The sequence below is a fragment of the Streptomyces sp. 3330 genome, assembly GCF_031456635.1.
Lineage (GTDB): Bacteria > Actinomycetota > Actinomycetes > Streptomycetales > Streptomycetaceae > Streptomyces.
In genome coordinates this window covers 150,086-166,051 of record NZ_JAVDVA010000013.1, presented here as the reverse complement: position 1 = coordinate 166,051, position 15,966 = coordinate 150,086, and the positions used below count along the sequence as shown (strand labels likewise).

Below are 15,966 nucleotides of genomic sequence, written 5' to 3'. Positions count from 1 at the left end.
CGATGCCCACCAACGGCGCTCCCCTCGGCACCCCCACCAAGGTCACCCAGGGCTCCCGGACGAAGGGCGGCATCGGCGAGTCCACGCTCCGCCCCGACGGCACCCTCAAGGTCACCGGCGAGTTCGCGTACTCGTCCGACATGTGGCACGAGGACATGCTCTGGGGCCAGATCCTGCGCTCCACGGTCGCCCACGCCGAGATCGTCTCCATCGACACCTCCGAGGCCCTGGCCCTGCCCGGCGTCTACGCCGTGATGACCTACGACGACCTGCCGACGGACGTGAAGAACTACGGCCTGGAGATCCAGGACACCCCCGTCCTGGCCCACGGCAAGGTCCGCCACCACGGCGAGCCGGTCGCCATCGTCGCCGCGGACCACCCCGAGACCGCCCGCCGCGCCGCCGCGAAGATCAAGGTCGAGTACCGCGAGCTGCCTGTCGTCACCGACGAGGCCTCGGCGACCGCGCCGGACGCGATCCTGATCCACGAGGGCCGCGACGACCACCACATCGGTCACGTCCCGCACCCCAACATCGTCCACCGCCAGCCGATCGTCCGGGGCGACGCCGCCGCGGCCGCCGCGCGCGCCGACGTCGTCGTGCGGGGCGAGTACCTCTTCGGCATGCAGGACCAGGCGTTCCTCGGCCCCGAGTCCGGTCTGGCCGTGCCCGAGGAGGACGGCGGCGTCCACCTCTACATCGCCACCCAGTGGCTCCACTCCGACCTGCGCCAGATCGCGCCCGTCCTCGGCCTGCCCGAGAGCAAGGTGCGGATGACGCTGTCCGGCGTCGGCGGCGCGTTCGGCGGCCGCGAGGACCTGTCGATGCAGATCCACGCCTGTCTGCTGGCCCTGCGCACCGGAAAACCCGTCAAAATCGTTTACAACCGTTTCGAGTCCTTCTTCGGCCACGTCCACCGCCACCCGGCGAAGCTCACCTACGAGCACGGCGCGACCAGCGACGGAAAGCTCACCCACGTCAAGTGCCGGATCGTCCTCGACGGCGGCGCCTACGCCTCGGCCAGCCCGGCCGTCGTCGGGAACGCCTCCTCGCTCGGCGTCGGCCCGTACGTCGTCGACGACGTCGAGATCGAGGCCATCGCCCTCTACACCAACAACCCGCCCTGCGGCGCGATGCGCGGCTTCGGCGCGGTCCAGGCATGCTTCGCCTACGAGGCGCAGATGGACAAGGTCGCGGCCGAACTCGGCATGGATCCGGTGGAGTTCCGCCGGATCAACGCGATGGAGCAGGGAACCCTCCTGCCGACCGGCCAGCCCGTCGACTCCCCGGCGCCGGTCGCCGAGATCCTGCGCCGCGTCAAGGCGATGCCGCTGCCCCCGGAGCGCCAGTGGGAGAGCAGCGAGGGCGCGGACGTACGGCAGCTGCCCGGCGGTCTGTCCAACACCACGCACGGCGAAGGCGTCGTACGGGGAATCGGTTACGCGGTCGGCATCAAGAACGTCGGCTTCTCCGAGGGCTTCGACGACTACTCCACCGCCCGGGTCCGGATGGAGGTCATCGCCGGCGAGCCCGTCGCGACCGTCCACACGGCCATGGCGGAGGTCGGCCAGGGCGGCGTCACCGTCCACGCGCAGATCGCCCGCACCGAGCTGGGCGTCTCGCAGGTGACCATCCAGCCCGCGGACACGCAGGTCGGCAGCGCCGGCTCGACCTCGGCCTCCCGGCAGACGTACGTCACCGGCGGCGCCGTGAAGAACTCCTGCGAACTCGTCCGGGAGAAGGTCCTGGAGATCGGCCGTCGCAGGTTCGGCTCCTACCACCCCGCCTGGGCCACCGCCGAGCTGCTCCTGGAGGGCGGCAAGGTCGTGACCGACGGCGGCGAGGTCCTCGCCGACCTGGTGGACGTGCTCGAGGACGAGAGCGTCGAGGTCGAGGCGGAGTGGCGGCACCGGCCCACCGAGCCCTTCGACCTGCGCACCGGACAGGGCAACGGCCACGTCCAGTACTCCTTCGCCGCGCACCGCGCCGTCGTCGAGGTCGACACCGAGCTCGGCCTGGTCAAGGTCATCGAGCTGGCCTGCGCGCAGGACGTCGGCAAGGCGCTCAACCCGCTGTCCGTGATCGGCCAGATCCAGGGCGGCACGACCCAGGGCCTGGGCGTGGCGGTCATGGAGGAGATCATCGTCGACCCGAAGACGGCGAAGGTCAGGAATCCGTCCTTCACGGACTACCTGATCCCCACGATTCTCGACACGCCGACCATCCCGGTCGACGTGCTCGAACTCGCCGACGACCACGCCCCCTACGGGCTCCGTGGCATCGGCGAGGCGCCCACCCTGTCGTCCACCCCGGCGGTCCTCGCGGCCATCCGGAACGCGACCGGGCTGGAGCTCAACCGCACGCCGGTACGTCCGGAGCACCTCACCGGAACCTGACCCCTCGGGGTCCGACCAGGTGTCGTCCGGGGGTGCCGCACCCCCGGACCCACCCCCCCCTTGTTCGTCTCGGGCCGTCCCCCGGGTCGTCCGTTCCCAAATCCCGTGACCGGCCGAAGGCGCCGCGCGGGTGTCCCTTTGAACCTTGGGAGATGGCCCATGACCCAGCAGTCGACGGAGCCCAGGACCACAGCCGAGGACGCGGGCGCAGGCACCCGCGTCCCGGCCGGCCGGTCCTGGCTCGACCGGTACTTCCACATATCCGGGCGGGGCTCCACGGTCGCCCGCGAAGTGCGCGGCGGCGTCACCACCTTCATGGCGATGGCGTACATCCTTCTGCTCAACCCCCTGATCCTGTCCGGCAAGGACGCGGCCGGGGACACCCTCGGCCGGCAGGCGCTGATCACCGCAACCGCTTTCGCGGCGGCTTCCACCACCCTGCTGATGGGCTTCTTCGGCAAGGTGCCGCTCGCGCTGGCCGCCGGGCTGTCCGTCTCGGGCGTCCTGTCCTCCCAGGTCGCCCCGGAGATGACCTGGCCGCAGGCGATGGGCATGTGCGTGCTGTACGGCGTCGTCATCATGCTGCTGGTCGTCACCGGCCTGCGAGAGATGATCATGAACGCGATCCCGCTCGCGCTCAAGCACGGCATCACCATGGGCATCGGCCTGTTCATCGCGCTCATCGGTTTCTACAAGTCCGGCTTCGTCCACCAGGGCGAGGCGACCCCGGTCACCCTCGGTCCGGCGGGCGAACTCGCCGGCTGGCCCGTCCTGCTGTTCGCCGGCACGCTGCTGCTGATCTTCATGCTCCAGGCCCGGAACATCCCCGGCGCCATCCTCATCGGCATCGTCGCCGGCACGGCCGTCGCCGCGGTCCTCAACGCCACCGGGGTCGTCGACCCGAAGCAGTGGGCGGCCGGCGCTCCCGAACTGCACGGCGGCGCGGTCTCGATGCCGGACTTCTCGCTCTTCGGGGACGTGGAGTTCGGCGGCTGGGGCGAGGTCGGCGCGATGACCGTCGGCATGATCGTCTTCACCCTCGTCCTCGCCGGGTTCTTCGACGCGATGGCCACCATCATCGGCGTCGGCACCGAGGCCGGGCTCGCCGACGACAAGGGCCGGATGCCGGGCCTGTCCAAGGCGCTGTTCATCGACGGCGCCGGCGGAGCCATCGGCGGCGTGGCGGGCGGCTCCGGCCAGACCGTGTTCATCGAGTCCGCGACCGGCGTGGGCGAGGGAGCCCGCACGGGTCTCGCCTCGGTCGTCACCGGCGCCTTCTTCGCGGCCTGTCTGTTCTTCACCCCGCTCACCGCGATCGTCCCGCAGGAGGTCGCCTCCGCCGCCCTGGTCGTCATCGGCGCGATGATGCTGATGAACGCCCGCCACGTCGACTGGGCCGACCGGGCGACCGCTGTCCCGGTGTTCCTGACCGTCGTCCTGATGCCGTTCACGTACACCATCACCACCGGTGTCGCCGCGGGCGTCATCTCCTACGCCGCCATCAAGGCCGCGCAGGGCAGGGCGCGGGAGATCGGCGCCTTCATGTGGGTCCTGACGGCGATCTTCCTGGTCTACTTCGCCCTCCACCCGATCGAGAGCTGGCTGGGCGTGCACTAGCCCTCCGGCCCGGCGGGCACCCGGCCCGGCGGGCATACGCCCCGCGCACACCCGCCCGCCGTACAACCGCCCTCCACGCAACCGCAGTCAAGGAGACCGAGAGATGCTGGACATCGCCGAGGAGCTGAACCGGTGGGTCGGGCAGGGCCGTGACTTCGCCGTGGCCACCGTGGTGGCCGTCGGCGGCAGCGCGCCCCGCAGGCCCGGCGCCGCCCTGGCGGTGGACGCCGACGGCACGGCGATCGGGTCGGTCTCCGGCGGGTGTGTGGAGGGCGCGGTGTACGAGCTGTGCCGGCAGGCGCTGGAGGACGGGGAGTCCGTCCTCGAACGCTTCGGCTACAGCGACGACGACGCCTTCGCCGTCGGGCTCACCTGCGGCGGGATCATCGACATCCTGGTCACCCCGGTGCGGGTCGGCGACCCGGTCCGGCCGGTGATCGCGGCCGCTCTGGCGGCAGCCGCCTCCGGCGGGGCCACGGCGCTGGCGCGGATCGTGACCGGCCCGGCGGACCTCGTCGGCCGCGCGCTGCTCGTCCGCCCGCACGGGAGCGGCGAAAACGTTTCCCGCGAGAACGCCTCTTGCGACAGCGGTTACTCCGACGGTTACTCCGGCGCTGGCGGTTTCGACAGCGGTTACTCCCGCGGCCGCTCCGGCGCTGGCGGTTTCGACAGCGGTTACTTCGAAGGCGGCTTCGGCGCCCACCCGGAGCTGGACCGCACGGTCGCGGCCGAGGCCGGCGCCCTGCTCGACGCCGGTCGCACCGGCACCCTGGAGATCGGCGAACAGGGCTCACGCTGCGGGGCGCCGCTCACGGTCCTGGTCGAGTCGTCCGTCCCGCCGCCCCGGATGATCGTGTTCGGCGCGATCGACTTCGCGTCGGCGCTGGTGCGGGTCGGCAAGTTCCTCGACTACCGGGTGACGGTGTGCGACGCGCGTCCCGTCTTCGCGACCGCGGCCCGTTTCCCGGAGGCCGACGAGATCGTCGTCGAGTGGCCGCACCGGTACCTGGAGCGCACCGAGGTGGACGCGCGGACCGTGCTGTGCGTGCTCACCCACGACGCCAAGTTCGACGTCCCGCTGCTCCGGCTGGCGTTGCGGCTCCCGGTCGCCTACGTCGGCGCGATGGGCTCGCGCCGCACCCACCTCGACCGCAACACCCGGCTGCGCGAAGTGGGCGTGACCGAGCTGGAGTTGGCGCGTCTGCGGTCTCCCATCGGCCTCGATCTGGGCGCCCGCACACCCGAGGAGACGGCGCTGTCGATCGCCGCCGAGATCGTCGCCGACCGGCGCGGCGGCAGCGGGGTCTCCCTGACCGGCGCGCACACGCCCATCCATCACGACGTGACGTCGGCCCCGACGGGCCGGATCGGCTCGGTGGCCTGAGCCGCCGTACCCGGCACGGCCGGCTGGTCCGGCCAGGTGAACGCGTAGCGCGGGTCGCCGCCCCGGCTCAGCCGGACGTGGCGCAGCAGTTCGCGCGCGATGCCCGCGTTGCCCATGGCCCAGCCGGTCTGCGGCTCCAGGTGGCCCGGGACGGGCCGGTGCGCCAGGTTGGACCAGCGCGCGCCCTGCGCGTCCCGGGTCGCGCGCGAGGCGAGGTCCGCCACGAGGGTCCGCGCGAAGCCGGGGGAGTCGTCCTGCTCGGCGATCCGGTCGCAGGCCAGCGCCAGCACCCCGGCCGTCCCGCAGCAGCGGCCGTTGTTGTCCCAGAACCCGGGCCGCAGCGGGCGCGGCAGTCCGGAGCGGGTCACGGTGTGCCAGCAGCGGTCGGCGAGCGCGGCCCAGGAGGGCTCACCGAGCAGGTCCCGCAGCAGCCGGAAGACCTGGGCGTCGCCGGCCGGTCCGTGACACCAGCCGTAGCTGTACCGGTCGACCACGTCGGGCCGGTGGTGCGGGTCGGAGTGCGGCACGAGGAAGCCGTCCGGTCCGTCCTCGTCCCGGGCGACGACGTCCGCGACGCCCGCCCGCGCGAGCTCCACCAGGTCGGCACGGCCGGTGGCGGTTCCGACGGCGGCCAGCGCGTACGCGATCCCGAGCGTGCCGTGCGAGACATGGTGCAGCCGCGCTGCCGCGCCGAGCTTGAACTCCCAGGTGACACCGCCCCCTTCGGTGGCCTCGGCGGTCTCCAGGTAGGGCTCCAGCGCGCGTACGGCGAGGTCGGCGTCGCCGGCCGCCAGCGCGCCGAGGCCGATGCCCGCGTTGCCGCCCATCAGCTCGAACAGGACGCCCCAGCGCACCCCGTCGAAGTGCGACCGCACCCGCTCCAGGGCGCGGTCCGCGGCGGCGCCCGCGGTCTCGGCGCCGAGTTCGCGGTGGACGGTGCGCAGCGCGAGCGCGATGCCGGTCAGCCCGAAGTACAGGGAGTGGTCCGGGTGGTCGTCGACGGCGTCCGCGAGACTGCGGGCGGCGCGCAGAGCGGTGTCGGCCCAGGAATCGTCGCCGAAGTGCCGCCAGGCCTCCAGGAGTACGGGTACGACTCCGGCCGTCCCGGTGTAGAGCGTCGGATCGACGTGGTCGTCCGAGGGCCTGACGGGCCAGCCGAGCCCGCCGCCCCCGGTGTCCCGTGCGGCGCCCCGCAGCCAGCGCAGGGCGTCCACCGCGAGTTCCTCGACTTCTCCGGTCGCCGTCATGCCCTCACCCTGGCACGGCAGCCCCTGCCGTCGCACGGCGGTAGCGGGGAGCAGCCACCGTCCATGCCGTCGGCCGGGGGACCGTCTGTCCTCGTCGTCGCACGGCCGGTGGCCGGGGATCGGCCAACGGCCCTTGCCCCGCACGGCCGGTAGCCGCCGATCGGCCGCCCGTTTTCGCCGTCGTTCCGTCAGCGGCCGCGGAGCAGGCGGTTCACCGCGCGTCCGAACACCGAGCGGCCCGCGGCCCCGAGGAGGGGGTCGACGAGGGACGGCAGAAAACGCACGCGCACCTCTTCCCGCCAGAGCACCCGGGCCCGTCCGCCGGGGCCGGGCCGTACCTCGATCTCGGCCCAGCCCAGGACGACCCGGCCGCGCTTCTCCAGTCGGCACCGGCCCGGTTCGCCGTCGGACGGCGGCTGCCACTCGGTCACCTCCATCCGGTCGGCGAAGGACAGCGGGCCGAGCCCCGACCGCGCCTCGAAGACCGTGCCCGCGCGGGTCGGCGCGGGAGTGAGCACGGTGACGCGGGTGAGCGGTACCACGTCGCCGTGCCGGGGCCACTCCGTCAGGCGACGCCAGGCGTCGTCCAGGGACAGCGGTACCGTGCGTTCGAGCTGGAAGAAGGCCACGCGCCGATCGTAGGGAGTCGGAGCCGTCCGGTGGAGCATGACCCTCCGGCTCACAGGTTCGGACTCACCTTCGCGGTGTCGTGCCGGGTCAGCGGTAGACCCGCCCCGGCACCGCCGCCCCCGGCGCCAGCAGCTGGGGAACCGTCACGAAAACGTATCCGCGCTCTTTCAGCGCGTCGATGATCCCCGGCACGGCCGGCACGGTCCCGTCGTAGATGTCGTGCAGCAGGATGATGCCGTCCCGGTCGGCCTGGGCGAGCACCCGGCGCCGGATCAGCGCGGAGTCGGTCGTGGTGTAGTCCTTGGCGGTCACCGTCCACAGCACCTCGGCGAGGCCCATGTCGCGGCAGATCCCGTGCACGGTGTCGTCGGTGCGGCCCTGCGGCGGCCGCATCAGGGTGGGACGCCGGCCGGTGAGGCGCTCTATCTCGTCGTTGGGGCGCCGGAGTTCCTCGCGTATCTCCTCCGGGGTGATCTGCGTGAGGATCTTGTGGTCCCAGGTGTGGCTGGCCACCTCGTGTCCCTCGGCGGCCATGCGCCGGACGAGCTCCGGGTACGTGTCGATGTGCCGCGCGCCCAGCAGGAAGAAGGTCGCCGGGACCTGTCTCTCCTTCAGGATGTCGAGCAGCCGGGCGGAGTTCTCGCTCGGGCCCGCGTCGAAGGTGAGGGCGATGCACTTCGCCTCACGGCAGTCGACGGGGCCGAAGCGGGCGGCCTGGGTGGTGGCCGCGGGGCGGGCGCGGGCGGCGCTCGGGTGGGTGATGTCGGCGCCGCCGCAGCCGGTCAGCGTGACCGCCAGGCAGGTGGCCGCCGCCGAGACGGCGACGGCCCGCAACCCGGCCCCCGTTTTCTTCATCTTCTTGGTCAGAGAAGGCATGGCGCGACTATACATAGCGCGTATACACCCTATGTATAGTCTCGCCGTCATGCGCTCCCGGAGGCCGGAAAGGGCCTCACCGGGCGTAGAACGTCGCGTCCGCCCGGTCCGTGGCCGTGCTCGGCGTCTGCACATACAGCAGGTAGCTGTAGTGGCGGACATAGCGTCCGGCGTAGTTGTACGACTCGTACGAGACCCCCGCGGAGTCGGCGAGACCGGCCCGGCGGTGGAAACTCGCGTCGGACGCGAACCCCGACGTGCCGTCGTTCTTCTCCAGCCACACCTCGAAGTTTTTGTGCCGCAGGTAGTAGCCGGGGAAGTTCGCCGACTCCAGCGAGACCGTCCCGGCGCCCGCGAGACCGGTGACCACCCGGAACTGCGAGTCGGCGAGCGGGCTGACCCCGGCCTCGATGCGGGCGCGGTACTCCCAGTGCCGGACGAACCGGTCCGCGTGGTTGTACGAGGAGAAGCGCTGCGGGGTGACCCCGTCGGCCACCGGGATGCCGAAGTCGGGGCTGCCGTCCGCCTTCCAGTACACCTTCTGCACGCGGGTGCGGCGGTTGGGGTCGTTCAGCGGGTCACCGGTGATGTCCTTGTAGCTGCGGTCGTGGTAGACGAGGATGTCGGATGTGCCGTCCTCGGAGACGGTGAACGAGTTGTGGCCCGGCCCGTACTGCGAGGTCGAGGCGTTCGAGGTGAACACCGGCTGCGTGCCCTTGGTCCAGGACGCCGGGGAGGTCAGGTCGGCCGTCGCGGAGGCGGTCAGCATGCCCAGGCAGTAGTTGGCGTCGGTCGCGCTCGCCGAGTAGGTCAGGAAGACCTTCCCGCCGTGCTGGATCAGCGCGGGGCCCTCGTTGACCTTGTAGCCGACCGTCTCCCAGGAGAGCGTCGGCTGCGAGATCTCCGCCGGAGTGCCCTGGATCGTCCAGGGGTTGGCCAGCTTCGCGATGAACAGGCTGGTGTTGTTGTCCTCGGACGGGTTGCGCTGCGCCCAGGCCAGATAGCGGACGCCGCCCACGACGAAGGTCGTGGCGTCCAGGGAGAAGCTCTCCCAGCCGGTCGTGATCCGGCCCTTCTCGGCCCAGCTCGCGGTCAGCGGATCGGCGCCGGTGCCTTCCAGGACGTACATCCGGATCGCCCAGACGTCACTGGTGGACCCGGCCGCGAAGTACACGTACCACTTGCCGTCGATGAAGTGGATCTCCGGCGCCCAGATGTGGGCGCCCATGACCCCGCTGCTGTGCTTGGTCCAGATGGTGACCTCCTGGGCCGTCGACAGGCCCTGGATCGTCGTCGCCCGGCGCAGCACGATGCGGTCGTACGCGGGGACCGTGGCGGTGAAGTAGTAGTAGCCGTCGGTGTGCTTGTAGATGTGCGGATCGGCGCGCTGCTCCGCTATCGGGTTGGTGTACGTCACCGCGGGGGAGTCGGGCACGGCGGCCCGGGCGGGGGCGCCCAGGCCGGTGAGGACGGCCGCGAGGGCGACGAGGCCGCCCAGGATCAGCCGAACGGCGTTGCTTCTCAAGGGTGTTCTCCTGACGGAGGGGAGAGGTGGGGGCGAGGGCGGGGCAGGGAGAAGAGCGGGTGGGAGGGAGGGCGGGAGAGGGGCGATGGGGAGAGGGACGGTGGGGCGGTAGGCGCCGGGGTCAGGTGACGGGTACGAGGCGCCACTGCTGGCAGGCGTTGTTCAGCCAGGTCCACTGCCGTACGTCGGCGCCGTTGGCGGTCCCGCAGTCGGCGACGTCCGCGACCTTGCCGCTGTTCTCGTTCACGAGCCGGACGTAGTCGCCGCTCGCGGTGAAAACGGGCCGGAAACGCCGGCACTTGTTGTTCAGCCAGGACCACTGGCGCAGGTCGGCGCCGTCGGCGGTGGAGCAGTCGGCGGTGTCCAGCACCCGGCCGGTGGCCACGTTCACCAGTCGTCCGGTGTCGTCGCCCTGGTCCTCGATCCGCCACTTCTGGTGGGTCCCGCCGGTGCAGGTCCACTGGAGGACGTTCGTGCCGTCGGCCGTGGAACCGCCTTCGACGTCCAGGCACTTGCCGCTGTTGCGGTTGACGAGGGTGTACGCGGTCGGGGTCGCCGCCGTCTCGCCGGACGGCCCGGGAAGCGTCGTGCCCAGGGCGACCGGGGTGCCGAAGGCAGGGGTGCCGTCGGTGGTCCAGGTGAACTTCTGGGCGCGGGTCGTCCGCCCGTTTCCGCAGCCGCCGCTCGCGGAGGAGTTGGCGTGGTAGACGATCCAGTTCTCGGTGCCGTCGGGTGAGGTGAAGAAACCGTTGTGGCCCGGGCCGTAGACGCCGTTGGTGTCACTGCGCTGGAAGACGGGCGTCTGCTTCTTGGTCCACGACGCGGGGTTCAGCGGGTCGCCGCCCGTCAACTCCAGCCGGCCGAGCTGGTAGTCGGCGGTCTGGCAGTAGCTTGCGGAACAGGTGAGGAAGGTGCGGCCGTCGTGGTACAGCGGCTCCGGGCCCTCGTTGACGGGGGCGCCCACCCGCTCCCAGTCCAGCGTGGGGCTGGAGATCACCGTGAAGGTGCTGCCGGAAAGCGTGTACGGGTTGCTCATCGGCGCGATGACCAGGCTCTGTGCGCTGCCGTTCACGAAACCGCTTCCGACGAGATAGAGGTTCCCGTTCGCCTGGAGCACGCTCGCGTCGATCAGCCAGCCGCCCGGCGTGAGGTGGGAGCCGGTCAGGGAGCCCTTGTAGGTGTAGGGGCCCAGCGGGTCGGCGCCGGCGCTCTCCAGGACGTGGGTGCGCTGGGAGTCGCAGCAGGCGGCGCCGCCCCGGCCGGCCGAGTAGTAGAGGTACCAGTGGCCGTCGAACCGGTGGATCTCCGGTGCCCAGATGTTGGTGTTGCGGGTCGACGTGGTGTCGGGCCACACCTGCACGGTGGGCGCGGTGGCCAGGCCCGCCAGGGTCGGCGCCTTGCGCATGCCGAGGACGCCGGTGAACGTCGTCGTGATCAGGTAGTAGTTGCCGTCGTGGAACTCCAGCCAGGGGTCCGCGCCCTTGGCCGACTTCAGCGGGTTGGTGTACGGGCGGCCACCGGCCGCGGCCACCGGCTGGGTCGTCGCCACCAGGGCGAGGAGGAGGGCCGCCACGCAGACGAGCAGGGATCTGCGGCGGTGGTTCCGTGGCATACAGGACCGTCCCTTGTCCGTGAAACTGCCTGTCCGAGATATCGAACATAGTTCGTAACTTCGGCCAGAAGATAGGGGGCGGGCATGTCCTCGTCAATGGTTTGGACGGTCTCCCCGGCACCGGGAGGGTGCCCGTGCCGCGGCCGGCGCCGCCCGGGCGGCCGGCGGCGGAACGCGCCGGGGCGCCCGGCTCGGTCACTGGGGACCGGGCCGGACGCCCTGGATGTGCCGGCCGCGTACGGCCGTGCTGCCGGTGTGCTGGTGTTCCGGTCCTCCGGGGAGGCCGGGATCAGACCAGGTCGAACCGGTCGAGGTTCGAGACCTTGACCCACGCGGCGACGAAGTCGTTCACGAACTTCGCCTTCGCGTCGTCGCTCGCGTAGACCTCGGCGAGCGCGCGCAGCTCCGAGTTCGAGCCGAAGACCAGGTCGGCGCGGGTGCCGGTCCACTTGACCTCGCCGGTGGCGGCGTCGCGGCCCTCGAAGGCGGTCTGGTCGGCGGACGTCGACGACCACGTCGTACCCAGGTCGAGCAGGTTGACGAAGAAGTCGTTGGTCAGCTTGCCCGGGGTGTCGGTGAAGACGCCGTGCGAGGACTGGCCGTGGTTGGCGCCCAGGACGCGCAGGCCGCCGACGAGGACCGTCAGCTCGGGGGCGCTCAGGTTCAGCAGGTTCGCGCGGTCGAGCAGCAGGAACTCGGCCGGCAGGCGGTTGCCCTTGCCGAGGTAGTTGCGGAACCCGTCGGCGGCCGGCTCGAGCGCGGCGAACGACTCGACGTCCGTCTGCTCCTGCGTGGCGTCCACGCGGCCCGGCGTGAAGGGGACCTCCACGGCGTGGCCGGCGTCGGCCGCGGCCTTCTCCACGGCGGCCGCGCCGCCGAGGACGATCAGGTCGGCCAGGGAGACCTTCTTCGCGCCGGAGTTGAACTCCTGCTGGACGCCCTCCAGGACACGCAGCACCTGGGCCAGCTCGTCCGGGTTGTTGACCTCCCAGCCGCGCTGCGGCTCCAGGCGGATGCGGGCGCCGTTGGCGCCGCCGCGCTTGTCGCTGCCGCGGAAGGTGGAGGCCGACGCCCACGCGGTGGACACCAGCTGCGACACGGTCAGCCCCGAGGCGAGGATCTTGGCCTTGAGGGCCGCGATGTCCTCGGCGCCGATGGTCTCGCCCTCGGCGGCCGGCAGCGGGTCCTGCCACAGCAGGGTCTCCGCCGGGACCTCCGGGCCGAGGTACAGGGACTTCGGGCCCAGGTCGCGGTGGGTCAGCTTGTACCAGGCACGGGCGAAGGCGTCCGCGAACTCGGCCGGGTTCTCGTGGAAGCGGCGCGAGATCTCCCCGTAGATCGGGTCGAAGCGCAGCGACAGGTCGGTGGTGAGCATCGTCGGGAGCTTCTTCTTCGACGCGTCGTGCGCGTCGGGGATGATCGCCTCGGCGTCCTTGGCCACCCACTGCTTGGCGCCCGCCGGGGACTCCGACAGCTCCCACTCGTAGCCGAAGAGGATGTCGAAGAAGTCGTTGCTCCACTGGGTGGGCTTGCTGGTCCAGGTGACCTCGAGACCACTGGTGATGGCGTCGCCGCCCTTACCGGTGCCGTAGGAGGACTTCCAGCCCAGGCCCTGCTGCGCGAGGGCGGCGGCCTCGGGGTCGTCGCCGACGTGGTCCGCCGGACCGGCGCCGTGGGTCTTGCCGAAGGTGTGGCCACCGGCGATGAGGGCGACGGTCTCCTCGTCGTTCATCGCCATGCGGCGGAACGTCTCACGGATGTCGCGGGCCGCGGCCAGCGGGTCCGGGTTGCCGTTGGGGCCCTCGGGGTTGACGTAGATGAGGCCCATCTGGACCGCGCCGAGCGGGTTCTCCAGCTCGCGGTCGCCGGTGTAGCGCTGGTCGTCGAGCCAGGTGGTCTCCGGGCCCCAGTACACGTCCTCGTCGGCCTCCCAGACGTCCGCGCGGCCGCCGGCGAAGCCGAAGGTCTCGAAGCCCATCGTCTCCAGCGCGACGTTGCCCGTGAGGATGAGGAGGTCGGCCCAGGAGATGGACTGGCCGTACTTCTTCTTGACCGGCCACAGCAGACGGCGGGCCTTGTCGAGGTTGGCGTTGTCCGGCCAGCTGTTCAGCGGCGCGAAGCGCTGCTGGCCGCGGCCGCCACCGCCGCGGCCGTCGCTGATGCGGTAGGTGCCGGCGCTGTGCCAAGCCATACGGATCATCAGCGGGCCGTAGTTGCCGAAGTCGGCCGGCCACCAGTCCTGCGAGGTGGTCAGCACCTCGGCGATGTCCCGCTTCACGGCCGCCAGGTCGAGAGCCTCGAACGCCGCGGCGTAGTCGAACTCCGCGCCGAGCGGGTTCGCCACGACGGGGTCCTTGGCGAGGATCTTCAGGTTGAGGCGCTCCGGCCACCACTGGCGGTTGCCGCCGCCCTGGGTGGGGTGCGCGGCGCGACCGCCGTGCGCGACCGGGCAGCCGCCTGCCTCCTCCGCCTTCGGGTCGGTCACGATCGCATCATGGTTCTCGGTCATGGGGGAATCCTTCTGGACTGGTCGGATCACATGCTCACGTACCGCAGGCGTCGGGTCCTGCGGACGCTCAGGTGCTCGGGGCGGTGGAACAGTCGGGGCACAGGCCCCAGTAGATGACCTCGGCCTCGTCTATGGCGAAGCCGCGGTCGTCGGAGGCGGTCAGACAGGGGGCGTGGCCGACGGCGCAGTCGACGTCGACGACCGCGCCGCAGGACCGGCAGACCAAGTGGTGGTGGTTGTCCCCCACACGTCCCTCGAACCGGGCGGGGCTGCCCGGGGGCTCGATGCGGCGCACCAGGCCGGCCGTGGTGAGCGCGTGCAGCGCCTCGTACACGGCCTGGAGGGAGATGTGGCCCACGCGGCCGCGCACTCCCGTGGCGATCGCCTCGACCCCGAGGTGGTCACCCTCCCGGACGGTCTCGAGCAGCGCGACACGGGCGGCCGTCACCCGCAGGCCGACACCGCGCAGCTCTTCGGCGGTGGTCGGAGTACGGGGTGCTGTCATGGCGTCGAACCTACTTCATAAACACGAACCATTCAAGAAAACGAACGGTGCAAGTCTGGGGAACGGCACACGTCAGAGGAACGAGGCGAGCCCGTCGAGAAGCCGTTCGACGTCCTCGGCGTCGTTGTAGGGCGCGAGCCCCACCCGGAGCGCGGGGTCGTCGAGCTTCAGGGCGGTGAAGGTCTCGTAGGCGTAGAACGTGCCCGCCGGGGCCACGACACCCCGGGCGGCGAGATGAGCCTGCGCCGCGCGGGCGTCCCGGCCGGCGAGACCCATCAGGAGGGTCGGGGTGCGGTCCCGCGCCCGTGAGTGGACGGTGACGGAGCCGCCCAGCGCGCGCAGCCCCTCCTCCACCCGGGCGCGCAGCGCGTTCTCGTGCTCGTGCAGGGACCCCAGCGACCGCGCCAGCCGCTCCCTGCGCGACGGCGCCGCCCCCGGCGCGTCCCCCGGCGGCCCCGCCTCTCCGGGCCCGGTCGGGTCGAGCGCGGCGAGGAAGTCCACGGCCGCGGTGGCGCCCGCCAGGATCTCGTAGGGCAGCGTCCCGAGCTCGAAGCGCTCCGGCACGGTGTCCGGCGACGGCAGCAGCTTGTCGGGGGCGAGCGCCGCAAGGACGTCGGGGGATCCGGCGAGCACCCCGCAGTGCGGGCCGAGGAACTTGTACGGCGAGCAGACGAACAGGTCGGCCCCCAGCGCGGGCACGTCCACCAGGTGATGGGCGGCGTAGTGCACCCCGTCCACGAACACCAGGGCGCCGGCCTCGTGGGCCCGGTCGGCGATCCGGCGCACCGGAGGCCTGGTGCCCAGCACGTTCGAGGCCGCCGTCACCGCGACCAGCCGGGTCCGGGGCGACAGCGCCCGCTCGTAGGAGCCGAGGTCCAGCTCCGCGGTCGCGCCGTCGATCTCGATCCAGCGGACGACGGCCCCGGCGCGCTCCGCCGCCTGGATCCAGGGGCGCACGTTGGCGTCGTGGTCGAGCCGGCTCAGGACGATCTCGTCGCCGGGCCGCCAGCCCCGGGCCAGCGTCCGGGCGAAGTCGTACGTGAGCTGCGTGGCGCTGCGCCCGTGCACGACGGCCGTCTCCGGCACGCCCAGCAGGTCGGCGTAGGCGGCCCGGAAGCCGGCGACGGCCTGCTCCGCGTTGCGCTCGGAGGCGCTGACCAGCCCCCGGTTGGACAGCGGACCGGTCATCGTCCGGATGACGGCCTCGGCGACGGGGGCGGGCGTCTGTGTCCCGCCCGGCCCGTCGAAGAAGGCGAGACCGTGTGCGAGGGAGGGGAAGTGCGCCCGGAGGGCGGCGACATCGATGGCCATGGCCCCGACTCTGGCACCCGGACGCGGGCGCCACCAGGGAGCCACGGGAGCCGACGGTCCCCAGGGAGGCGTCAGCCCTTCGGGGGTCTCGACGTGTCCCGGTCCCGGCGCGCCGGGGAAGGGTGGTCGGCCGCTCCGGGGCGTAAGGGGGCGGCCGGACCGCTGCGGTACGCGGCGACGACGCGCCGGGCGCGGTCGCGGGCGCCGGGGCCGGCCCTGGCGCGCAGGACGCGGCCGCGTGCCGTCGGCGGGCTCGGGAACAGGCCACCGGGGCATCGTGTCCGTGCGGGCACTCCCGCCCGGTGCCGGCGCGGGAGACGACGTCGCGCTCTCCTCCTCCGGGAGGCCCCCCGC

General features: G+C 72.1%; 11 protein-coding genes. 3 read left to right on the top strand and 8 right to left on the bottom strand.

The features are described 5' to 3' along the window. Positions 1 to 2: 2 nt before the first annotated feature. From J2X68_RS22515 to J2X68_RS22505, 3 genes are all read left to right on the top strand, one after another. A complete protein-coding gene (locus J2X68_RS22515; protein ID WP_310434337.1) occupies positions 3 to 2,396 on the top strand; it encodes a molybdopterin cofactor-binding domain-containing protein in 2,394 nt (797 codons plus the stop codon). Positions 2,397 to 2,555: 159 nt separating this feature from the next. Then, complete coding sequence (locus J2X68_RS22510) at positions 2,556 to 4,013, top strand: NCS2 family permease (RefSeq protein ID WP_310434336.1); 1,458 nt, start codon at positions 2,556 to 2,558, stop codon at positions 4,011 to 4,013. Between the two features lie 103 nt (positions 4,014 to 4,116). Further along, positions 4,117 to 5,397, top strand: coding sequence for an XdhC family protein (locus J2X68_RS22505; protein ID WP_310434335.1), 1,281 nt, complete (start codon positions 4,117 to 4,119; stop codon positions 5,395 to 5,397). Here J2X68_RS22505 and J2X68_RS22500 read toward each other — a convergent pair. The 8 genes from J2X68_RS22500 to J2X68_RS22465 all read right to left on the bottom strand — a co-directional run bounded on the left by J2X68_RS22500 (position 5,349) and on the right by J2X68_RS22465 (position 15,612). Beyond that, complete coding sequence (locus J2X68_RS22500; protein WP_310434334.1) at positions 5,349 to 6,644, bottom strand: lanthionine synthetase LanC family protein; 1,296 nt, start codon at positions 6,642 to 6,644, stop codon at positions 5,349 to 5,351. The genes J2X68_RS22505 and J2X68_RS22500 overlap by 49 nt on opposite strands. Positions 6,645 to 6,832: 188 nt before the next feature. Then, positions 6,833 to 7,273: an SRPBCC family protein gene (locus J2X68_RS22495; RefSeq protein ID WP_310434333.1), complete on the bottom strand. Its 441-nt coding sequence runs from the start codon at positions 7,271 to 7,273 to the stop codon at positions 6,833 to 6,835. Between the two features lie 88 nt (positions 7,274 to 7,361). Further along, entirely contained in the window at positions 7,362 to 8,129 is a 768-nt protein-coding gene (locus J2X68_RS22490; RefSeq protein ID WP_399040589.1) for a polysaccharide deacetylase family protein, read from the bottom strand. Between the two features lie 97 nt (positions 8,130 to 8,226). Then, positions 8,227 to 9,675, bottom strand: a complete 1,449-nt coding sequence (locus J2X68_RS22485; RefSeq protein ID WP_310434331.1) for a family 43 glycosylhydrolase — start codon at positions 9,673 to 9,675, stop codon at positions 8,227 to 8,229. 121 nt (positions 9,676 to 9,796) lie between these two features. After that, on the bottom strand, positions 9,797 to 11,287 hold the full coding sequence (locus J2X68_RS22480) for a family 43 glycosylhydrolase (protein WP_310434330.1): 1,491 nt from the start codon (positions 11,285 to 11,287) through the stop codon (positions 9,797 to 9,799). A gap of 289 nt (positions 11,288 to 11,576) precedes the next feature. Continuing rightward, positions 11,577 to 13,796: a catalase/peroxidase HPI gene (gene katG, locus J2X68_RS22475; protein WP_310434329.1), complete on the bottom strand. Its 2,220-nt coding sequence runs from the start codon at positions 13,794 to 13,796 to the stop codon at positions 11,577 to 11,579. 67 nt (positions 13,797 to 13,863) lie between these two features. Then, on the bottom strand, positions 13,864 to 14,301 hold the full coding sequence (locus J2X68_RS22470) for a Fur family transcriptional regulator (RefSeq protein ID WP_310434328.1): 438 nt from the start codon (positions 14,299 to 14,301) through the stop codon (positions 13,864 to 13,866). Positions 14,302 to 14,373: 72 nt separating this feature from the next. Continuing rightward, complete coding sequence (locus J2X68_RS22465) at positions 14,374 to 15,612, bottom strand: cysteine desulfurase-like protein (protein ID WP_310434327.1); 1,239 nt, start codon at positions 15,610 to 15,612, stop codon at positions 14,374 to 14,376. Positions 15,613 to 15,966: the final 354 nt, after the last annotated feature.